This window comes from Actinomadura formosensis NBRC 14204, from assembly GCF_001552155.1.
Lineage (GTDB): Bacteria > Actinomycetota > Actinomycetes > Streptosporangiales > Streptosporangiaceae > Spirillospora > Spirillospora formosensis.
Genome location: NZ_BCQQ01000049.1, coordinates 1 through 18,762, shown reverse-complemented (window position 1 = coordinate 18,762; position 18,762 = coordinate 1). Strand labels below are relative to the sequence as shown.

The 18,762-nt window shown below is 71.6% G+C and carries 8 protein-coding genes; all 8 read left to right on the top strand.

The features are described from left to right. On the top strand, nucleotides 1-3,516 hold the full coding sequence (locus tag AF1_RS15095) for a non-ribosomal peptide synthetase (RefSeq protein WP_084262923.1): 3,516 nt from the start codon (nucleotides 1-3) through the stop codon (nucleotides 3,514-3,516). Between the two features lie 8 nt (nucleotides 3,517-3,524). Then, nucleotides 3,525-3,737, top strand: coding sequence for an MbtH family protein (locus tag AF1_RS15090; protein ID WP_067798503.1), 213 nt, complete (start codon nucleotides 3,525-3,527; stop codon nucleotides 3,735-3,737). An 81-nt stretch (nucleotides 3,738-3,818) separates the two neighbouring features. Next, nucleotides 3,819-8,324 carry a condensation domain-containing protein gene (locus AF1_RS15085; RefSeq protein WP_067798500.1) on the top strand — a complete coding sequence of 1,502 codons (4,506 nt, stop codon included), beginning with the start codon at nucleotides 3,819-3,821 and terminating at the stop codon, nucleotides 8,322-8,324. After that, nucleotides 8,317-13,740 (top strand): non-ribosomal peptide synthetase, encoded by a 5,424-nt coding sequence (locus AF1_RS15080; protein ID WP_067798497.1) that lies wholly within the window; start codon nucleotides 8,317-8,319, stop codon nucleotides 13,738-13,740. The genes AF1_RS15085 and AF1_RS15080 overlap by 8 nt, the downstream gene beginning before the upstream one ends. Before the next feature lie 118 nt (nucleotides 13,741-13,858). After that, nucleotides 13,859-15,682 (top strand): non-ribosomal peptide synthetase, encoded by a 1,824-nt coding sequence (locus AF1_RS15075; protein WP_067798494.1) that lies wholly within the window; start codon nucleotides 13,859-13,861, stop codon nucleotides 15,680-15,682. 137 nt (nucleotides 15,683-15,819) lie between these two features. Continuing rightward, nucleotides 15,820-16,941: a cytochrome P450 gene (locus tag AF1_RS15070; RefSeq protein WP_217999823.1), complete on the top strand. Its 1,122-nt coding sequence runs from the start codon at nucleotides 15,820-15,822 to the stop codon at nucleotides 16,939-16,941. Nucleotides 16,942-16,957: 16 nt separating this feature from the next. Then, nucleotides 16,958-17,692: a thioesterase II family protein gene (locus tag AF1_RS15065; RefSeq protein WP_067798489.1), complete on the top strand. Its 735-nt coding sequence runs from the start codon at nucleotides 16,958-16,960 to the stop codon at nucleotides 17,690-17,692. Between the two features lie 165 nt (nucleotides 17,693-17,857). Beyond that, the coding region (locus AF1_RS15060; protein ID WP_157419204.1) for an MFS transporter at nucleotides 17,858-18,762 on the top strand (905 nt) is incomplete at its 3' end.

Genomic DNA, 18,762 nt, shown 5'->3' with positions numbered 1-18,762 from the left:
ATGACGACAGTGCCCGATGGTGGAGAAGTCAACGCCGATCTACTTGCCGATCTGGAAAGCCTCTCCGACGAGCAGCGCGCCCTGCTGACGCTGGAGCTTTCGGATAACGGCCGTAGCGACGAAATTCCGTGCCTGCCGAGTGACGGTTCCGCCCCACGGGCGTCCTTCGCCCAGGAGGGCATGTGGTATCTGGAGCAGCAGAATCCAGGCAGTACCGCATACGTGATGCCCGTCGGCATCAGGATTCGCGGCGACCTGTCACCCGGCGCGCTGGAGCGGGCCCTCACCGCCGTGGTCGACCGGCACGAGAGCCTGCGCACCACTTTCGCCGACATCGACGGGAGGCCGAGGCTCCGCGTCGCGGAGCGGGCGGCGGTCCCGCTGCCGGTCACCGATCTTTCCGCGCTCGGCGCGGACGCCGCGGACGCGGCGGTGGCGGCCGCTCACCGCGAGGAGGCCGAGCGGCCGTTCGACATCGCCGAAGGCCCGCTCCTGCGGGCCCGGCTGATGGTCCTGCCCGGCGGTGACCACGTCCTTCTGGTGACCTTCCACCATCTGGTCGCGGACGGCTGGTCCATGGGCGTCTTCCTGGGCGATCTGGCCGCGTTCTATGCCCGTGAGACGATTCCCGGCGCGCCCGAGCCGGCGCCGCTCGCCGTCCAGTACGCCGACCATGCGGCCTGGCAGCGCGCCGCGCTCGACGATCGGCGGACCGGCGGCCTGCTCGCGTACTGGCGTGAGCAGTTCGACCGCATCCCGGTGCTCGACCTGCCGGCGCGGCGGCCGGGCGCGACGGCCGGATCGTGGCGCGGGTCGTCCGTCCCGCTGGACTTCGGCCCGGACCTCACCGGGCTGGTGGAGAGCCGCGCCACCGCCGCGCGGGCGACGCCGTACATGGTGCTGGTCGCTGCGGTCGCGGTCGTCCTGGCCCGCTGGACCGAGCAGCGCGACCTGCTCATCGGGATGCCGGTGGCGGGCCGCGACCACCCCGCGACCGAGAAACTCGTCGGACTGTTCGTCAACACGCTGCCGCTGCGGCTGCGCCTGGACGGCGACCCGACCTTCGCAGAGGTGATCGACCGGGTCAGGGACGCCTGCGTCGGGGCGCTGGACCATCAGGCCCTCCCGTTCGGCCAGATGGTCCGCCATCTGCGCGCCGAGCACGCGCTGGGCTCGGGTCCGCTGCTGCAGGCGATGGTGGCCCTGCGCAACGTGCCGATGCCGGTGCTCGAACTGCCCGGCGGCCTGTCGCTGGAACTGCTGGACCATCCGAGCGTCTCCACCAAGTTCGACATCTGCCTCGACCTCGCCGTCGACTCCAAGGGCGGTGTCGGCGGCCGCATCGAGTTCAACGCGGAGCTGCTCGACCCGGCCGTGGTGGCCGCGATGCGCGACGGGATCCAGGTGCTCCTGGAGGCCGGTGCGGAGCGGCCGGAGTCGCCCGCGTTCGACCTGCCCATCGGTTCGGCCGGACGGCTCGCCGAGCTGGCGACCCGCTGGAGCGGCGGATCGGACCCGGAGGCCGCGCGCACGTCTGGGACGCTCCACGGGCTGTTCGAACGGGCCGTCGACGCGAGCCCGGACGCCGAGGCGCTGGTCTGCGCGGAGGAGCGGCTGACCTACGCCGACCTCGACCGGCGCGCCAACCGGCTGGCCTGGCATCTGCGCGCGTCCGGTGTCGGCACGGAGGACCTCGTCGGGGTCTGCCTGCCCCGCGGCGCGGAGGCCGTCGTCGCGCTGATGGCCATCCTCAAGGCCGGTGCGGTCTACGTTCCGTTCGATCCGTCCTACCCGTTGGCGCGGCTGTCCTACATGGCCGCCGACAGCGGGACGCCCCTGATCATCACCCGCTCCTCGATCCTGCGGCCGGAGACATCCGAGGACGGCGGCGCGTCCGGCCCGCGGCCGGTGCTGCGCGCCGAGGACGGCCGCCCGGTGCCGCTGCTCTGCCTGGACACCGAGCAGGAGCTGATCGCCGAGCGTCCGCCGGACCGGCCGCCGGCCGCGGCCGGCGAGCCGAACGCCTGCTACATGCTCTACACGTCGGGATCGACCGGGATGCCGAAAGGCGCGGTCAACGAGCACGGCCGCGTGGCCAACACCCTGAAGGGCCTCGACCACGTGTACGGGACGCGGCCGGCGGACCGGATGCTCGCCATCTCCTCGCTGAACTACGACATGTCGGTCTACGAGATCTTCGGCACGCTCGCGGCCGGCGCCACGGTCGTCGTCTGCGGCCAGGAAACCTCGACCGATCCCGAGCGGCTGTACCGGCTGGTCCACGACGAGCGGATCACCTGCTGGAGCTCGGCACCCGCGTTCCTGGACCTGCTGGTCGGCTACGGGACGAGCCGGCCCGACCCGCCGCCGCTGGTGCTTCGGTCGGTCGGGCTGGGCGGCGACCGGATACCGCCCGCGCTGCCCGCGCGGCTGCGCGACCTCGTGCCCGGGGCGCGGCTCATCAACCTGGCCGGGATGACGGAAAGCTCGTACTGCACGCTGTCCTACGACGTCACCATGGACGCGGCCGGGCGGGCGGACACGGCCTGGGGACGTCCTCTGCCCAATCACGAGGTGTACATCCTCGACCGGCTGGGCCGTCCGGTGCCCGAAGGCGTCCCGGGGCAGTTGCACGTCGGCGGCGCCGCGCCCGGCCGCGGATACTGGCGCAGGCCCGCGCTGACCGCGGAGCGTTTCGTGCCCAACCCGTTCGCGAACGAACCCGGCGGCCGGCTGTACGCCACGGGCGACCTGGTCCGGTTCCGCTCGGACGGCACCGTCGAGTTCCTCGGCAGGATCGACCACCAGATGAAGATCCGCGGACTGCGGATCGAGCCGCAGGAGATCGAGTTCGCGCTGGCTGCGCACCCCGCCGTGGACGAACCGTTCGTCTCCGTCCAGACCGGCCCCCTGGGACGGCCGCTGCTCTGCGCGCATCTGACGGTCGCGGGCGACACCGCGCCAGGCGTCGGCGAACTGCGCGCGTTCCTCGGCCGCCGCCTGCCCGGGCACCTGGTGCCGAGCGCGTTCGTGATCGTCGACCGGCTGCCGCTGCTCCCGAACGGGAAACTGGACAGGTCGGCCCTGTCCCTGCCCCTGCCCGAGTCCGACCGCTCCGCACTGGACCATGAGCTGGTCCCGCCGAAGGACGACCTGGAGCGGGTCCTCTGCGGCGTGTGGAGTTCGGTCCTCGGCATCGAGCGGCTCGGAGTCCAGGACGACTTCTTCCTGCTCGGCGGGCACTCACTGCTCGCCACGCAGACCGTTTCGCGGCTCCGGGACATGTTCGCCGTCCCACTGTCGATCCCCGACATGATCGGCTGCGGCACGGTCCGCGAGCTCGCCGGGTACATGCGGACCGCGGGAGAGCGCGCGGACATGGACGTCGACGTCGTGGCCGGAGTGATCCTCGAGGTCCTGGAGACCACGGACGCGGAGGCGCCCGCCGCCGGGAACGCCGCGGCCGATCCCGATCTTACGGATGACCAGGAACGGACCCACGATAAAGCAAGGTAAGGAGCCCCATGGCGCACGAATCACACGAATCGTCAGCGGCCTATCACGTCGTCATCAACGACGAAGAGCAGTACTCGATCTGGCGGGCCGGCATGGAACTGCCCGCCGGGTGGCACGCCGTCGGCCGGCCCCGCCCGAAGGACGAATGCCTGGCCTATATCGAGGAGCAGTGGACGGACATGCGGCCGGCCAGTCTGCGCCGCGCGATACGAGATTCCTGAACCGGCGCCGAGGCGGCCTTTCCGGTCCCGTCTCGGCCTGTCTGCAGCAAGTCTCAAGGGTCAAAAGGAGCGGATCGGGAAATGGACATCGGCATCCTTACCGCGGGGCAACGGCAGCGGCTCGACGCCCTGCTGGCGGAACGCCTTCCCGGCAGCGCCCCGGCGCACGGGCCGCGTCCGGTCAGGGACCTGGACCGGAACGCGGTGCCGCTGTCCTACGCCCAGCAGCGGATCTGGTTCTTCAACCAGCTCGATCCGACCTCGGCCCTCTACAACGTGGTCGGCACGGCGAGGCTGCGCGGGCGGCTCGACGTCGACGCGCTGCGCCGCGCCATGGACGAGATCGTCCGGCGGCACGAGGTCATGCGGACCACCTACGCGCTGCGCGACGGCGAGCCCGTGCAGGTGGTGCGCGCGGCGGCGAGCCTGCCGCTGGAGATCCACGACCTGCGCGGCGGCGACCCCGGCTCCCGCGACGCCGCCGTGCGGGCGGCGAAGACGCGGGAGGCCAGGCGTCCGTTCGACCTGGAACGCGACCTGATGCTGCGGCCGGTGCTGCTCCACCTGGCCGACGACGACCACCTGCTCCTGCTCAGCCAGCACCACATCGCGGCGGACGGCTGGTCGCTCGGCGTCCTGCTGCATGAGTTCAGCGTGCTGTACACCGCCTACACCGGCGGCGCCCCGTCACCGCTGCCCGAACCGGACCTCCAGTACGCGGACTTCGCGCTGTGGCAACGCGAGCAGGCCGGAGGCATCTCCGACCGTCAACTGGAGTTCTGGAAGGGTGCGCTGGACGGCGCCAGGCCGCTGAACTTCCCCGGAGACCTCTCCGCTCAGGCGGCCCGTACCTGGAACGGGAAGACGCTGGGCTTCGAACTCGACCCCGGCCTCGTCGCGAACCTGCGGCAGGTGGCGGACTCGGTGCGCGGCACCCTGTTCATGGGACTGCTGGCGGCCTTCAGCGTGATCGCCTCCCGCTGGGCCGAACAGGACGACTTCGTCGTCGGCACGCCCGTCGCCAACCGGAACCATCCCGAGACCGAAGCGATGCTCGGCTGCTTCATCAACGCGCTGCCGCTGCGCCTGAAGGTGCGGGAAGGACAGACCTTCCGGCAGCTCGTGGAGCACGCGCGCGAGACATGCCTCGCCGCGTACGCCAACCAGGACGTGCCGTTCGAACGGATCGTCCAGGCGGTCAACCCCGAACGGGACGCGCGCTCCCGGACCCCGCTCATCCGCCACATGATCGGCCTGCACAACACGCCGCGCCCGGAACTGCGGCTGCCCGGCCTGACCGCGGAGCTGGCGACGGCGCCGACCGGCATGGCCAGGTTCGACCTGGAATTCGAGTTCACGCCCGTCCCCGACGGGCGGCTCGACGGCGCCATGCACTTCGCCACCGACCTCTTCAGCACGGAACTGGCCGAGGCCATCGTCGACGCGCTGCGGCGGGTGCTCGAACAGGGCGTCCAGCGGCCCGACGCCGCCATCTCCGGCCACCGTCTCGTCGCCGAGGACGAGTCCGCTCCGGCGCCGTCGCGGGAGCAGGCCGTCGCGCCGCGCTCCGAACCCCTGCTCCACGAGCTGATCGAGCAGCAGGCTCGCCGGACGCCGGACGCGGTCGCCGCCACCGGTACCGGGTACGAGATCGCCTACCGGGACTTGGACTCCCGGGCGCGCGCGCTCGCCGCACGTCTGCACGCCGCCGGAGCACGGCCCGGCGGTTTCGTCCGCGTTGACGTGACGCAACCGCGCCATCTGGCCACGGCGCTGCTCGGCGTATGGAAAACGGGCTGCGCCGTGGCCCCGCCGGACTTCACCGGGGACGCCGCCGGCCACCGGGTGACGGACTCCGCCGGCGTGCTCGCCGTCAACGGGGGCGCTGCCGGAGAGAGCGGCGACGGCGAGGCGTGGCCGCCGGAGGACGGCGCCGCCGTGGTCTCGCCGGACGCCTGTGCCATCGTCCTGCGCAGCACCGGACGCCCCGGGCCGCCGCGTCACACCATGCTCAGCCACCGCGAGGTCGCCGCGGCCCTCGACCGCATCGATGCCGTCCTGGACGCGGGCGGGCCCGTGCTGTCCCGTGCCCCGTTCTGGAGGGTCGCGTCGCTGCTGGAGCTCATCCGGCCGCTGGTGTCCGGCGCGCCGGTGGTGATCACGGATCCGGCCCGGCGGCACGACCCGGCGTACCTGGCGTCTCTGGTGGAGCGCCACCGGGTGTCCGTCTGCCGTTTCGGACCGGCCGCGCTGGCCGCCTTCCTCGACCATGTGGACGGGACGGGCGCAGGGTGCGGCTCACTGCGCCGCGCGGTGGTCACCGGCGACAGGCTCACGCCCGCGCTGGCAGGGCGCTTCCACCGGCGGTTCCCGGAGGCGTCGCTCATCCACGCGTACATGCTCGACGATGCCGCGGGCCCGGTCGCCGCGCGTCCGGTGTGCGACGACGGCTCCGGCGCCGCGGCACGGACGGGCACGGCCTCCGGCGGTGTGCCGGTCGGCCCGGTCCTGCCGGGCGTCGGACTGCGCGTCCTCGACCGGTACGGGCACGCCGTTCCGGTCGGTGTCGCGGGCCGCATCCACCTGACACCGCCGCTCTGCGGCCCCACCGGGCCGGGCGGAGACCGGGCAGCGGTGCCGACGGGCGACCGCGGCCGCCTCCTGCCCGGCGGAGAACTGGACCTGCTCGCTCCCGAGTCGCACGCGTCCGCCCACACCGACGACGTGCTCGGCGTGATCGCGACGGACGTGTCGGTGGAGCAGGCGCTCGTCGTGCCAGGGCCGGACGGAGGCCAGGAGAGGTCGAAACTGTACGTCTCGTTGCGGGAGGACACGGACGACCTCGCCGCGCGGCGCCGGGCCTCGTTCGTCGAGACCTACTCCTCGCGTACCGCCGCCAAGGTCCCGGAGTTCAACTTGACGGGCTGGAACAGCGCCTACACCGGACGCTACGTGTCCGCCGAGGACATGCGGGCGTGGCTCTCGGGCACCGTCAACCGCATCCTGGCCTTCGAGCCGGAGGACGTACTGGAGATCGGCTGCGGGAACGGCCCGCTGCTCTTCAGGATCGCGCCGCGCTGCGCCTCCTACAGCGCCACGGACGCGTCCGACCGCGCACTCGACTACGTGCGGCAGAACCAGAGCCGCCTCGCGCTCAAGGCGTCCGGCCTGCGGCTCTTCAAACGGGCCGCCGACGAGCTGGACGACTTCCCGGACGCGGCCTTCGACGTCGTCGTCGTCAACTCGCTGGCGCAGTACTTCCCGGACGTCGAATACCTTTTCACCGTCCTCTCCGAGGCGGTACGGCGCACACGGCCGGGCGGCCGGGTCTTCGTCGGCGACGTCCGCAGCCTGCCGATGCTCCACGTGCTGCACTGCTCCACGCTGCTGGAGACGCTGCCGCCCGAGACTCCGGCGTCCAGGCTGGTCAGCCTGGTGGAGCGCCAGGCGACGCAGGAGGACGAGCTGGCCATCGCCCCCGAGTACTTCCTCCAACTCGCCGACGTGCTGCCGGACGTCGCCCACGTCGAGCCGCTCCCGAAACGCGAGACGGGCCGCAACGAACTCGCCCAGTTCCGCTACGACGTCGTCATCCAGAGACGACGGCACGATGACGAAGGTACGCCCGACGGCCGTGCCGGCGGGATCGCGCACCGGGCCGATGAGTCCCTCATCTGGAAGGACACCGGCTGCTCCGGCGACGAGGCGCTGCGCGGCCTGCTCTCGGCGGCGGGCGGGGACACGCTCCTGCTGCGTCACTATCCCGACGCCAGGATCCATGCCGAGACGGCCGCCTGGAACGGCGCGAAGGCGGGCGCCGCGGACGTCGCGGAGCTGCGCGCCATGGCCAAGACGCCGGCGCCCGTCCCGGACGTGCACGCCGTGCGCGAGATCGCGCGCTCCTGCGGATGGACGGCGCATGAGACGCTCCGCGCGGACTGCCCGCCCGGTCACCTGGACATCCGCTTCACCCGCACCGGCGACCACATCGCGGCGCCGACCGCGCCGAGGGCGCGGGCCGAGGCCCGGAGGCCCAGTACCGTGACGGCGCCTCTGGCCAACGACCCGCTCCGCGCACGCGCCGCCCGGGCGGCGGTGCCGCGCGTCCGGGCGCACCTGCTCGACGAGCTTCCCGAGTCGCTCGTCCCGGAGGTCACCGTGGTCACGCACTGGCCCCTGCTGGATGACGACCGGATCGCGGTCGGCGAACTGCCGAGGACGCAGGCCCACTCACCGGCCCCCGCCGAGGACGCGCCACGGCAGGAGCCGCGCAACGAGACCGAGCGCGAGGTGGCCGCCATCTGGTCCGAGGTGCTGGGCCTGGAGAACATCGGGGTGAACGAGGACTTCTTCGCGCTCGGCGGCCACTCCCTGCTGGGCACGCTGGTCGTGGACCGCATCGAGGAGCGGTTCTCGGTGAACCTGCCGCTGGCCCGCCTCTTCGAGTCCTCGACCATCGCCGCGGTCGCCGGCTTCATCGAGGAGCGGCGGCCGGAACCGGCGGCGCCGCCGGCACGCTCACGGATCCGCCGGCTCGACCGTCCCTCCCGCACTCCGAGAAACCCGAAAGTGAGCGGCGATGGCTGAGCACGATTTCGACACCGACGCGTCCACCCGCCCACCCGCGGACGGGCCGGCCGGGTTCCCGTCGCTGCTGCGCGCCCGTGCGGCGGAGCGTCCGGACGGCATCGCCTACGTCTTCCTCGGTGCCGGTGACGCCGAGGATTCCGTGACCTACCGGGAGCTCGACCGCAGGGCCCGTGCGCTGGCCGTCCGGTTCCGCGACTGCGCCGACCCCGGGGAGCGGGCCCTGCTGCTGTGCCCGCCCGGACGCGAGTACGTCGAGTCCTTCTTCGGCTGCCTGTACGCCGGCCTGATCGCGGTGCCGGCGTACCCGCCCCGCGGCGCGCGGGACGCCGAGCGTGTCGCGGGCATCGCCGGCGACTGCACCCCGGCCCTGGTGGTCCATGGTTCCGGCGGCGCACCGGAATTTCCGGACGGTCCGGCCGGCGCCGCGTTCGCGCATCTGCCCCGGGCAGCCGCGGACGAGGGAAGCGACGCCGACGCCGACCTGTGGACCGGGCCCGCGGAGGACGCGGATGCGGTGGCCTTCCTGCAGTACACCTCCGGTTCCACGGCGACCCCGCGCGGTGTCGTCCTCCACCACCGCCACCTCCTGCACAACACGGCGGTCGTGGCCCGCGTGTTCGGCCTCGGGCCGCAGGACCGCAGCGTGAGCTGGCTGCCGCCGTACCACGACATGGGCCTCATCGGCGGCATCCTGCAACCGCTCTACAGCGGCTTTCCCGGCGCGCTGATGCCGCCGATGGCCTTCCTCCGCGACCCCGCCGCCTGGCTGAGGGCCATCAGCCGGACGGGGACCACCATCTCGACGGCGCCGACGTTCGCCTACGAGGAATGCGTGCGGCGCGTCCCCGACGAGGCGCTGGACGACCTGGACCTCAGCCGCTGGCACCACGCGCTGGTCGGCGCCGAGCCGGTGCACGCGGAGACGCTCGGCCGTTTCGCCCGGCGCTTCGCCGCCTGCGGGTTCGACGGCTCGGCGTTCTTTCCTTGCTACGGCCTGGCCGAGGCGACGCTGTTCGTCACCGGCCCGGAGCGCGGGACGGGAGCGCGGGCGACCGCCTTCGCCAAGGACGCGCTCGCGGCCGGACGAGCGGTCGAGGCGCACGCCACCACCGGAGCCCCCGAAGATCGCCAGGACGACTCGTCCGCCGTCCAGACCCTGGTGGCCTGCGGTCACGTCCGGGACCCCGACTCCGTCCTCATCGTGGACCCGCGTACGCGCCGCGCGGTCGAGCCCGGCACGGTCGGTGAGATATGGGTCAACGGCCCGACGGTCGCCCGCGGCTACTGGGGACGCCCAGCCGACACCGACCGGCTCTTCCGCGCCCGCCTCGCCGGCGACGAACGGACGTTCCTGCGCACGGGCGACCTCGGGTTCGAGCACGACGGCGACGTGTACATCGCCGGACGGAGCAAAGATCTGATCGTCGTGCGCGGCCGCAACCTGTACCCGCAGGACCTGGAGGCGATCGCCCAGAAGGCCCACCCCGCGCTGCGGCCCAACCGCCTGATCGCATTCGGTGTCGAGGAGCCGGGGGCGGGCGAGCAGGTGGTGCTCGTCTGCGAGGCGGCCGGACCCGAAGCGCGCGACCGGGACGGCATTCTCGACGCGGTGAGCCGGGCGGTGGCCACCGAGTCCGGGGTGCGGCTGGCCGACGTGGTCATCGTGGGCGGCGGCAAGGTGCCGCGCACGTCGAGCGGCAAGGTGCGGCGGGCGGCGTGCAAGGCGCGCTACCTGTCCGGAGAGCTGCCCGTGCTCGCCTCGCTGAAGACCGCCGGGACGTCCGCGGCCGGAGCGTCCACGGCGCGGGCCGAGGAGCTGCGGGCGCGGGTGGCCGCCGTCCTGCGGCTGCGGGACGCCTCCGAGCTGAGGCTTTCCGTCCCGCTCGTGGCGCAGGGGCTCGACTCGCTGCGCGCGGCCGAACTGCTCGCCGTCCTCGACGCGGAGTTCGGGTTCAGGCTGGAGTTCGAGGCTCTGTTCAGCATGGATCCGCTCGGCGACGTCCTCCGCGGGGTCGCCGGGGAACCGGCGGGCCGCGGAGGACGGACGGGCATCGGGGAAGCCGCCGGCGCGGGCGCCGCCACGGACCGGTCACCGGAGGACGGCGGCGGCGCCGAAACCGGCCGGCACGCCGCCGCCTCGCCGGGCCAGCAGCGCTTGTTCACGCTCAACCGGCTCGGCGCATCGGCCGCCTACCATCTGGCCGGAGGAATCCGGTTCCGCGGCCGGCTCGATCTCGATGCGCTGGACCGCGCTCTCGGCGCGATCCGCCGACGCAACCCCTCCTTGCGCACCACCTTCGAGTTCAGCGGAGCCGACACCGGGAAAGCCGTCCTCCAGCGCGTCGTGCGCCCGTGGACCGAGCGGCCCTTGGAGCCCGTCGACCTGTCCGGCGACGACGGCACCGCGGACGAGAAGTCGGTGACGGCCTGGTGCGAGCGGCTGGCGCTGCGGCCCTTCGACCTGGGGCGGGAGGAGCCTTTCAGGTACGCCCTCGCGCGGCTCGCCGAGGACGAGCACGTGCTCTGCGTCGTCTTCCACCACATCGCCGTGGACGGCTGGTCGGTCAGCCGGATCGTCCGCCAGATGGAACACGAATACGAACTGGCCGCCCAAGGCGCGGACGCCGGTTCCGCATCGCCGGGCCGTCCCGTCGCAGCGGACGGCCCGGCGTCCGCCAGAACCCGGACAGGCGACGACGACGCCACCCCGCGGACGGGCCTCGACTACTGGGCGCAGACCCTGGACGGCGTCCCGGACCTGAACCTGCCGACCGACACGCCTCGGACCGCCGAGCGGTCCCACGCGGGCGACCGGCTGCCGCTCCCGATCGGCACGGACCTGATGGACGGCGTGCGCCGCCTCGCGCGGACCGCCGGGGTCACGCCGTTCATGGTCTTCCTCGCCGGTTTCGCCGCCATGCTGTCCCGCCGCAGCGGCCAGGACCGGTTCGTCGTCGGCATCCCGTACTCGCTGCGGGCACCGGGCGACGACGAGGTCGGCTACAACGTCAACACCTTGCCCCTCGTCGTGGACACCTCCGGCGACCCGACGTACCTGGACCTGCTCGCCCGGGTCCGGACGGCCGCGCTGAGCGCGTACAGGCACGCCGCTACACCGTTCGAGCAGATCGTCCACGAACGCGCCGCGCGGACCGGAACGCGCCAGGACACGCTGATCCGCGCCATGCTCATCTACAACGGCCACGACCTGGAGCCATGGAACCAACGCGGCCTGCTCGCGGAGCCCTTCGTCTCGGATCTGCCGGCGACCATCTGCGACTTGGCGGTTCACCTGACCGAGACCGGGACGGGCGGCCTGTCGGGCAACATGTCGTACTCGACCGCGCTGTTCGGCGAGATCTCCGCGCAGTCCCTGCGGACGAGTCTGCTCGGCGTCCTGACGGCGGCGGTGGCCGCGCCCGCCGAACGGCTCTCGGCGCTGACCGCGGTCGAGGCTTCGGAGCGGGACCGGATCGTCTACGAGCTGAGCGGCGCCCGCGGTGCGGCCGTCTTCGACGGCTGCGTCGACGTCCAGTTCGGACGCCGCGTGGCGGCCGCACCCGACGCAACGGCCGCCGTCTTCGGCGACGCGGCGATCAGCTACCGGCGGCTCGACGAGGACGCCAATCGGCTGGCGCGGCATCTGCTCGGCCTCGGCGTACGGCCGGGCGACATCGTGGGCGTCCACCTGAACCGCTCCCTCCTGCTGCCGACGGCCGCGCTGGCCGTCCTCAAGGCCGGGGCCGCCTACCTTCCGCTCGACCCGCAGTATCCGGCCGAGCGGCTCGAAACCGTCGTCCGCGACGCGCGTCCCGCCGTGGTCCTGACGTCGGCGGGCACTCTCGCCGAGCCCGGCGCCCCGCAGAGCTGGCGTGAAGGGGCCGCACAAGCCGGGGTTCCGGTCGTCGACCTGGAGGCCGCGGCCGACGCCATCGCACGGAACGCGGCGGATCCGCTGCCGAGCACCGCGCACCCCGACAGCCCCGCGTACGTCATCTTCACCTCCGGATCGACCGGTACTCCGAAGGGCGTGGTGAACACGCACCGGGGCCTCGCCAATTATCTGGCCGGGCTGACCGGCCTCTTCGGCGACGACCCTGACGGCGCCGTGCTGCACAACACGCCGATCGCGTTCGACGTGTCGGTCGGCGAGCTGCTGTGGCCGCTGGTGAGCGGCAGGAAGCTCGTGCTGCCGCGGGCGTCCCGGATCCAGGAACCGGAGTACCTGGCTCAGCTGATCTCCGCTGAGCGGGTGACCACGTGCACGTTCGTGCCGTCCACGCTGCGGTTGTTCCTCTCCCACCAGGACGCCGGGACGTGCGCCGGGACCCTGCGCGACGTGATCTGCATCGGCGAGCAGCTCCCCGCCGACGTGGCCGCGAAGTTCGAGCGGGTGCTGATCGGAAGCAGGCTGCACAACCACTACGGTCCCGCCGAGGCGGCGATCGCGGTCACCGCGCACCAGGTCGAGCCCGGAGCCGGCGGCGGGCGCGTCCCCATCGGGCGTGCGCTGCCCGGTGCGCGCGTCTACGTCCTCGACGGCTCGCTCAACCCGGTTCCGGCCGGCACGGCCGGCGACCTCTACATCTCGGGCGTCTGCCTCGCGCTCGGCTATCTGGGCCGTCCGGGCGCGACCGCGGAGGTGTTCCTGCCGCATCCGTTCGAGGCGGGCGCGCGGATCTACCGCACGGGCGACGTGGCCCGATGGCGGCCGGACGGGAACCTGGAGTACCTGGGCCGTGCCGACCGCCAGCTCAAGATCCGCGGACAGCGGGTCGAGCCGGACGAGATCGAAAGCGTCCTCAACGGACATCCCGCCGTCGCGTCCTGCGCCGTTCGCGGTGTCAGCGACGACCGCGGCGGCGTCCGGATCGGGGCCTACATCGTCTGCGACCAGGCCGAGCCTTCGGTCGCCGACGTGCGCGCCTACCTGTTCGCCAAGCTTCCCCGCCACATGGTCCCGGTGGAGTACATGTTCCTGCCGGAACTGCCCTTGGGCTCCACCGGGAAGGTCTCCTACTCCGACCTGCCGGACTTCGCGTCCGCGCGCCCGGGCGGGAAGCGCGCGCCCGCGCCTCCGTCGAACCCGGTCGAGCAGCGGGTCGTGCGGCTCTTCTCCGTCCACCTGAGCGTGGACGCCGTCGGCGCTGACGACGACTTCTACGAGCTCGGCGGCCATTCGCTGCTCGCCATCCAGATCATCGCCGGCATCCGCGAGAGCTTCGGCGTCGAGCTGGATCCCGCGGACCTGCTCGTCAGGCACACCACCGCCAGAGGAATCGCCCGGCTCGTCGTGGAGCGGCAGATGAAGCGCGCCCGGCCGGAGGAACTGCGCCGCGCGCTGGCGCGCCTTCGCGCCATGTCGGCGGAGGAGACCGCCGCACTCCTGGGCAGGAGCGCCGAAGGGCGATGAAGAGGATCTGAGAAGCGCAAGAGATGGGAGTGGAAGGGTGCATGGAGAAACTCGGCATCTCGCTGCGCGGCCACCTGAGCCCGGCCCGGGCCGGACGGCCACGGGCGTTCATGAACTCGTGGCCGAGCAGGCCGCCCGCACACCTGACGCCATAGCCGTGTCCTGCGGCTCCGAGGCGATCACCTACGCGGAGCTGGTCGAGAGCGCGGGACAGGTCGCCGCGCGGCTCGGTGAACTCGGCGTGCAGCCGGACGACGTGGTGCCCGTCGTGGCCGAACGCTGCGTCGGCCTGGTGGTCACACTGCTCGGCGTCCTCACCGCGTCCGCCGCCTATCTCGCTCTCGAACCCGAGCTGCCGGCGAGCCGGGCCACGCTGATGCTGAAGGACGTCCAGCGCCGGGCCGCGTTCAGCCCGGGCGGCGCGTCCGCCCTGCTGGACGGCTACGACACCGTGATCCCGCTCGACGCCCCCGCCGACGCTGGACGGCCGCCCGCCGAGAACGGCGCCCGCGTTCGCGCCGCGCCGGCGGCCTTCGGGGGCCGGCTCGCCTACGTCAGCTTCACCTCCGGCTCCACCGGCGAGCCCAAGGGCGTCTGCGTACCGCACGACGCGGTGGTCCGCCTGGTGCGCGATCCGGACTGGTGCCGGTTTCGCCCCGAGGACACCTTCCTGCAGTTGGCGCCGGTGGCGTTCGACGCCTCGACCCTGGAGATCTGGGCGCCGCTGACCACCGGCTCCCGGCTCGTCGTGATGCCGCCCGGCCCGCTGGACCTCGCCGAACTCGCGGCGACGCTGGCCGAGCGGCGCGTCACCGTCCTCTGGCTGTCGGCGGGCCTGTTCAGCAGGTTCGCCGACCGGCACCTGGACGCGCTCGGCTCGGTGCGCCACCTCCTCGTCGGCGGCGACGTGGTCTCGCCGCGGCACGTGCGCATGGTGCTCGACCGGCATCCCGGAATGACCTTCACCAACGGCTACGGGCCGACCGAGAACACCACGTTCACCACCTGCTGGACGACGCTGGACCCGCCGGCCGAGGACCTGGAGGCGCTGCCGATCGGACGAGCCATCAGCGGTACCCGCGTCCAGCTCCTGCGCGACGACCTCACCGTGTGCGGACCCGGGGAGACCGGCCAGATCTACGCGTCCGGCGACGGCCTGGCCCGGGGGTACTTCAACGCTCCGGCGGCCACCGCCGAACGGTTCGTCCCCGACCCGCACTCCCCGGGTCCCGGCGGGCGCATGTACGCCACCGGCGACCTGGGACGGTGGACGGCCGGCGGGGACCTGGAGTTCCTCGGCCGCGTCGACCGGCAGATCAAGATTCGCGGCTATCGCGTTGAACCGGCGGAGATCGAAGCCGCGCTGCTCAGGACCGGTGAGGTGCGCGAGGCGCTCGTCATGGCGCGGCGCGGCGCGGACGGCGACGTCCGGCTCGCCGCGTTCGCGGTCCCGGCCGGCGCCGCGCCGTGCTCGGCCCGGGCGGCCGCCGGGCTCCGCGGCCGTGTCGCGCGGACGCTCATGCCCTACATGGTCCCGGCCACGATCACGCTGGTCGACGCCTTCCCGCTCGGCCCCACCGGCAAGATCGACCATGACCGCCTCGCGGCCCTGGAGAGAACGGACGAAGCCGATCCCCTCCAATCGGAGACGGCGACGGGCGTCCTGGAGAACGCCTCTTCCCGGCGGCCCGAACCGCGGCTGACCCGCCTGTGGGCCCAATACCTCAGGACTGAGCACGTCGGCATCGACGACGACTTCTTCGACCTCGGCGGACACTCGCTGGTCGCCGCGGAGCTCCTCGACGCGGTACAGCACGATTTCGGCATCCTGATCCCGGCGCGGACGCTGTATCTCAACCCGACGGTGCGCGAACTCGCGGCACAGATCGTCGCGCAGACCCAGGGCACGACCGAGCACAACGAAGGTGGCTCACAAGGATGAGAATGTCGGCACCGAACACTGACGCGGCCGTCGACCTCGACGCGGTCGACATGATCGACCCGTTCTGGCAGCAGACCGGGAACCCGCACACCGTATGGCGGTACATGAGGGCCAACGACCCCGTCCACTGGCATCAGGTGGCCAGCGACATCGGATTCTGGTCCGTCACGAAACTCGACGACGCGGACTTCGTGCTGCGAGACCACACCGCCTTCACCTCGCAGCGCGGCACTTTGCTCAACCTGCTCGGCAAGGATGATCCAGCGGGCGGCAAGCAGATGGCCGCGACCGACCCGCCGCGCCACACCCGCATGCGCGAGCCGCTGCAGCGGGTCCTGGCGAAGAAGAACGTCGAGCGCTATGCCGGGCGGATTCAGGAACAGGTGAAGAAGATATTGGCGCCCGGCGCCACCGGCGAGCCGTTCGACTTCGCACAGGCGATGATCAAGCTGCCCATGGCGGTGACCGGGACGATGATGGCGCTCCCCGAGGAGGACTGGGACCGGCTGGCCTCCCTGACCATGGCCGCGGTATGTCCCGACGACAACGACTACGTCGGTCCCGGTGGTCCGGAGGCCACACTCCAGACCGCGCACCGAGAACTGTTCAGCTATTTCCAGGACATGGTCAGCGCGCGCCGGAAAAATACAGGAGAAGACCTCATCAGCACCCTGCTCACGATGGAAGTCGAAGGAGAGAACCTGACCCTGGGAGAGGTGCTCTCCAACTGCTACAGCCTGCTGCTCGGCGCCAATGTCACCACACCTTTCCCGCCGATCGCCGCCATGGAGCAGATGCTGGCCTCACCCGAGCTGGCCCAGAAATGGAGTGCGAACCCGCGGTTCATCAGTACCGGGACCGAGGAGGCGCTGCGCTGGGCGTCGCCGGCCAACCACTTCATGCGGTATGCCGTCCGCGACGTGGAGATGCGCGGCAAGTCGATCCGCTCCGGCGACGCGGTCGTGGTCTGGCTCGGTTCCGTGAACCGCGACGAGGACGTCTTCCAGCGCTCGTTCGAATTCGACATCACGCGCCGTCCCAACCGCCATGTGGCCTTCGGTATCGGCCCGCACTACTGCATCGGCCACACCGTCGCGCGGCTCTCCCTGCGCATCCTGTTCACCGAGCTGCTCGGTACCTTCTGCGACTTCGAGCAACTCGAACCCGGACAGCATCTGGCCTCGAACTTCGTCGCGGGGATCAAACGCCTTCCCATGAAGATGAGCGTCCGGCCGGACGCCGCCGGCCGGTCCGAATAGAGAGGCGGAGAGCGCCGTGGCCGCTGTCAGAAACCGCTGGTTCGCCCGCGAACCCAAACCAAACTCTCACGCCTACGTGTTCTGCCTGCCTTACTCCGGGTGCGGCGCGAGCATGTACCGGCAGTGGCCCGAAGTCATGCACGGCGTCGAAATGTGCGCGGTACAACCGCCCGGCAGGGAGAACCGGCTGCGCGAGCCCGCCTTCGACACCTACGAGGAACTCGCCGAGGCGCTCATCCCGCAACTGCTGCCCTACCTCGACCGGCCCTTCGCCTTCTTCGGGCACTGCGCGTCCTCGCTGGTCGGGTACGAGGTCACGGTCCAATTGCTGGGAAGAGGGCTGCCGCTGCCCACCCGGCTGTTCGTCTCCTCGCAGGTCGCTCCGCACCAGGGCCCGCATGGGAGATTCCTCGACATGACCGATGAGCAGCTCGCGGACGAGCTTTCCCTGCTGATCACCGAGATGGGCGGGAATCCGCGTCCCGATATCATCGATGTGGCCATGGGCACTCTCCTCGCGGACATCGCGGCGAACCGTCGCTACAAGCCCGCCGAGCCGACTGTCCTGCCCGTTCCCATCACCGCGCTGAGCTGGCGGGAAGACAAGGAGGTGCCCGGCGTGCTGATGGGCGGCTGGAGCGAATGCGGCGAGGTCGCCTTCCGGGAACTTGAGGGCGGCCATTACCGGTTCATTTCCGCGCCCGAAACACTCAAGGACGAGCTGCGCCGCGGGATGGGCGCGGTGGTGTGATAGCGTAGAACGCCCCTGACAGCAGAAAGTCGGAGTGGAGTCATAGAGTCTTTTCCGGGCTGTCGTGATCCATATTTTTCAGTTCCAGCACGGCTGGAATTGCGCTCCGGTAATCAGGATCATCCACTACAGGCGAATCGCCTCTGACAATGAAGGTCAGATTCCATGCGGGAAGTCTTTCGCAACCGCAATGCCCTGCTCTATATTATGGCCCAGTGCCTCTCCATCACGGGCAGCAGTTCGCTCTGGCTTGCGATCGGCGTCTGGGTGAAGGTCATCACCGGCAGCAACGCCCAGGCTGGCCTGGTCTTCTTCGCGTTCATGGCCGGCACCCTGATGGGTCCGCTGTGGGGCCATCTGATCGACCGGGTCCGGCGCCGTCCGCTGCTGATCGCCGCCAATCTCTTCAGCGCCGTGTACATTCTGGCGCTGCTCGCGGTCGGCGACGAATCCGATCTGTGGCTCGTCTATGTCGTGCTGTTCGTCTACGGCTCGTTCAACAGCCTCTTCGACGCCGGCCAGACGGCGCTCATGCCGGCCTTCCTGTCGGACGACCAGTTGCCCGACGCCAACGCCCTGCTGCAGACCTGCCGCCAGGCCCTGCGCCTGATCACCCCGCTGATCGGAGCGGGCATGTTCTCCGCCTGGGGTGCCGAGTCGGTGATCACGCTGGACTGCGCGACCTTCCTGATCGCCGCCGCCGCCCTGCTGCTGATGCGGCTGAAGGAGCGGCCTCCCCGGCGCACCGAGCAGTCCTCCTGGAGAGCGGAGGTCGCGACGGGATTCCGGTACCTGGTGGGACGGGCCGAACTCCGGCGGATGCTCATCGCCATCTCCGTCGCGATGGCCGTCTGGGGGATCTTCGAGTCGTTGCTCTTCGCGGTGATCGGCGACGGCCTGGACCGTTCGCCCACCTTCTTCGGCGTGCTCATGACCGTCCAGGGCCTGGGCTCGGTGCTGTCCGGCCCGGTCGCCGGCCGCGCGGTGAACCGGTTCGGCGAGACGGTCACCACGGCCCTCGCCCTCGGCGCCTTCGCTGTCGGAAGCGCCTTGCTCATCCCGTCGGCCAC

What these genes read in the sequence shown, in the direction of transcription:
- AF1_RS15095 (WP_084262923.1), top strand. Translation starts at nt 1, where the DNA reads ATGACGACAGTGCCCGATGGTGGAGAAGTCAACGCCGATCTACTTGCC.
- AF1_RS15090 (WP_067798503.1), top strand. Translation starts at nt 3,525, where the DNA reads ATGGCGCACGAATCACACGAATCGTCAGCGGCCTATCACGTCGTCATC.
- AF1_RS15085 (WP_067798500.1), top strand. Translation starts at nt 3,819, where the DNA reads ATGGACATCGGCATCCTTACCGCGGGGCAACGGCAGCGGCTCGACGCC.
- AF1_RS15080 (WP_067798497.1), top strand. Translation starts at nt 8,317, where the DNA reads ATGGCTGAGCACGATTTCGACACCGACGCGTCCACCCGCCCACCCGCG.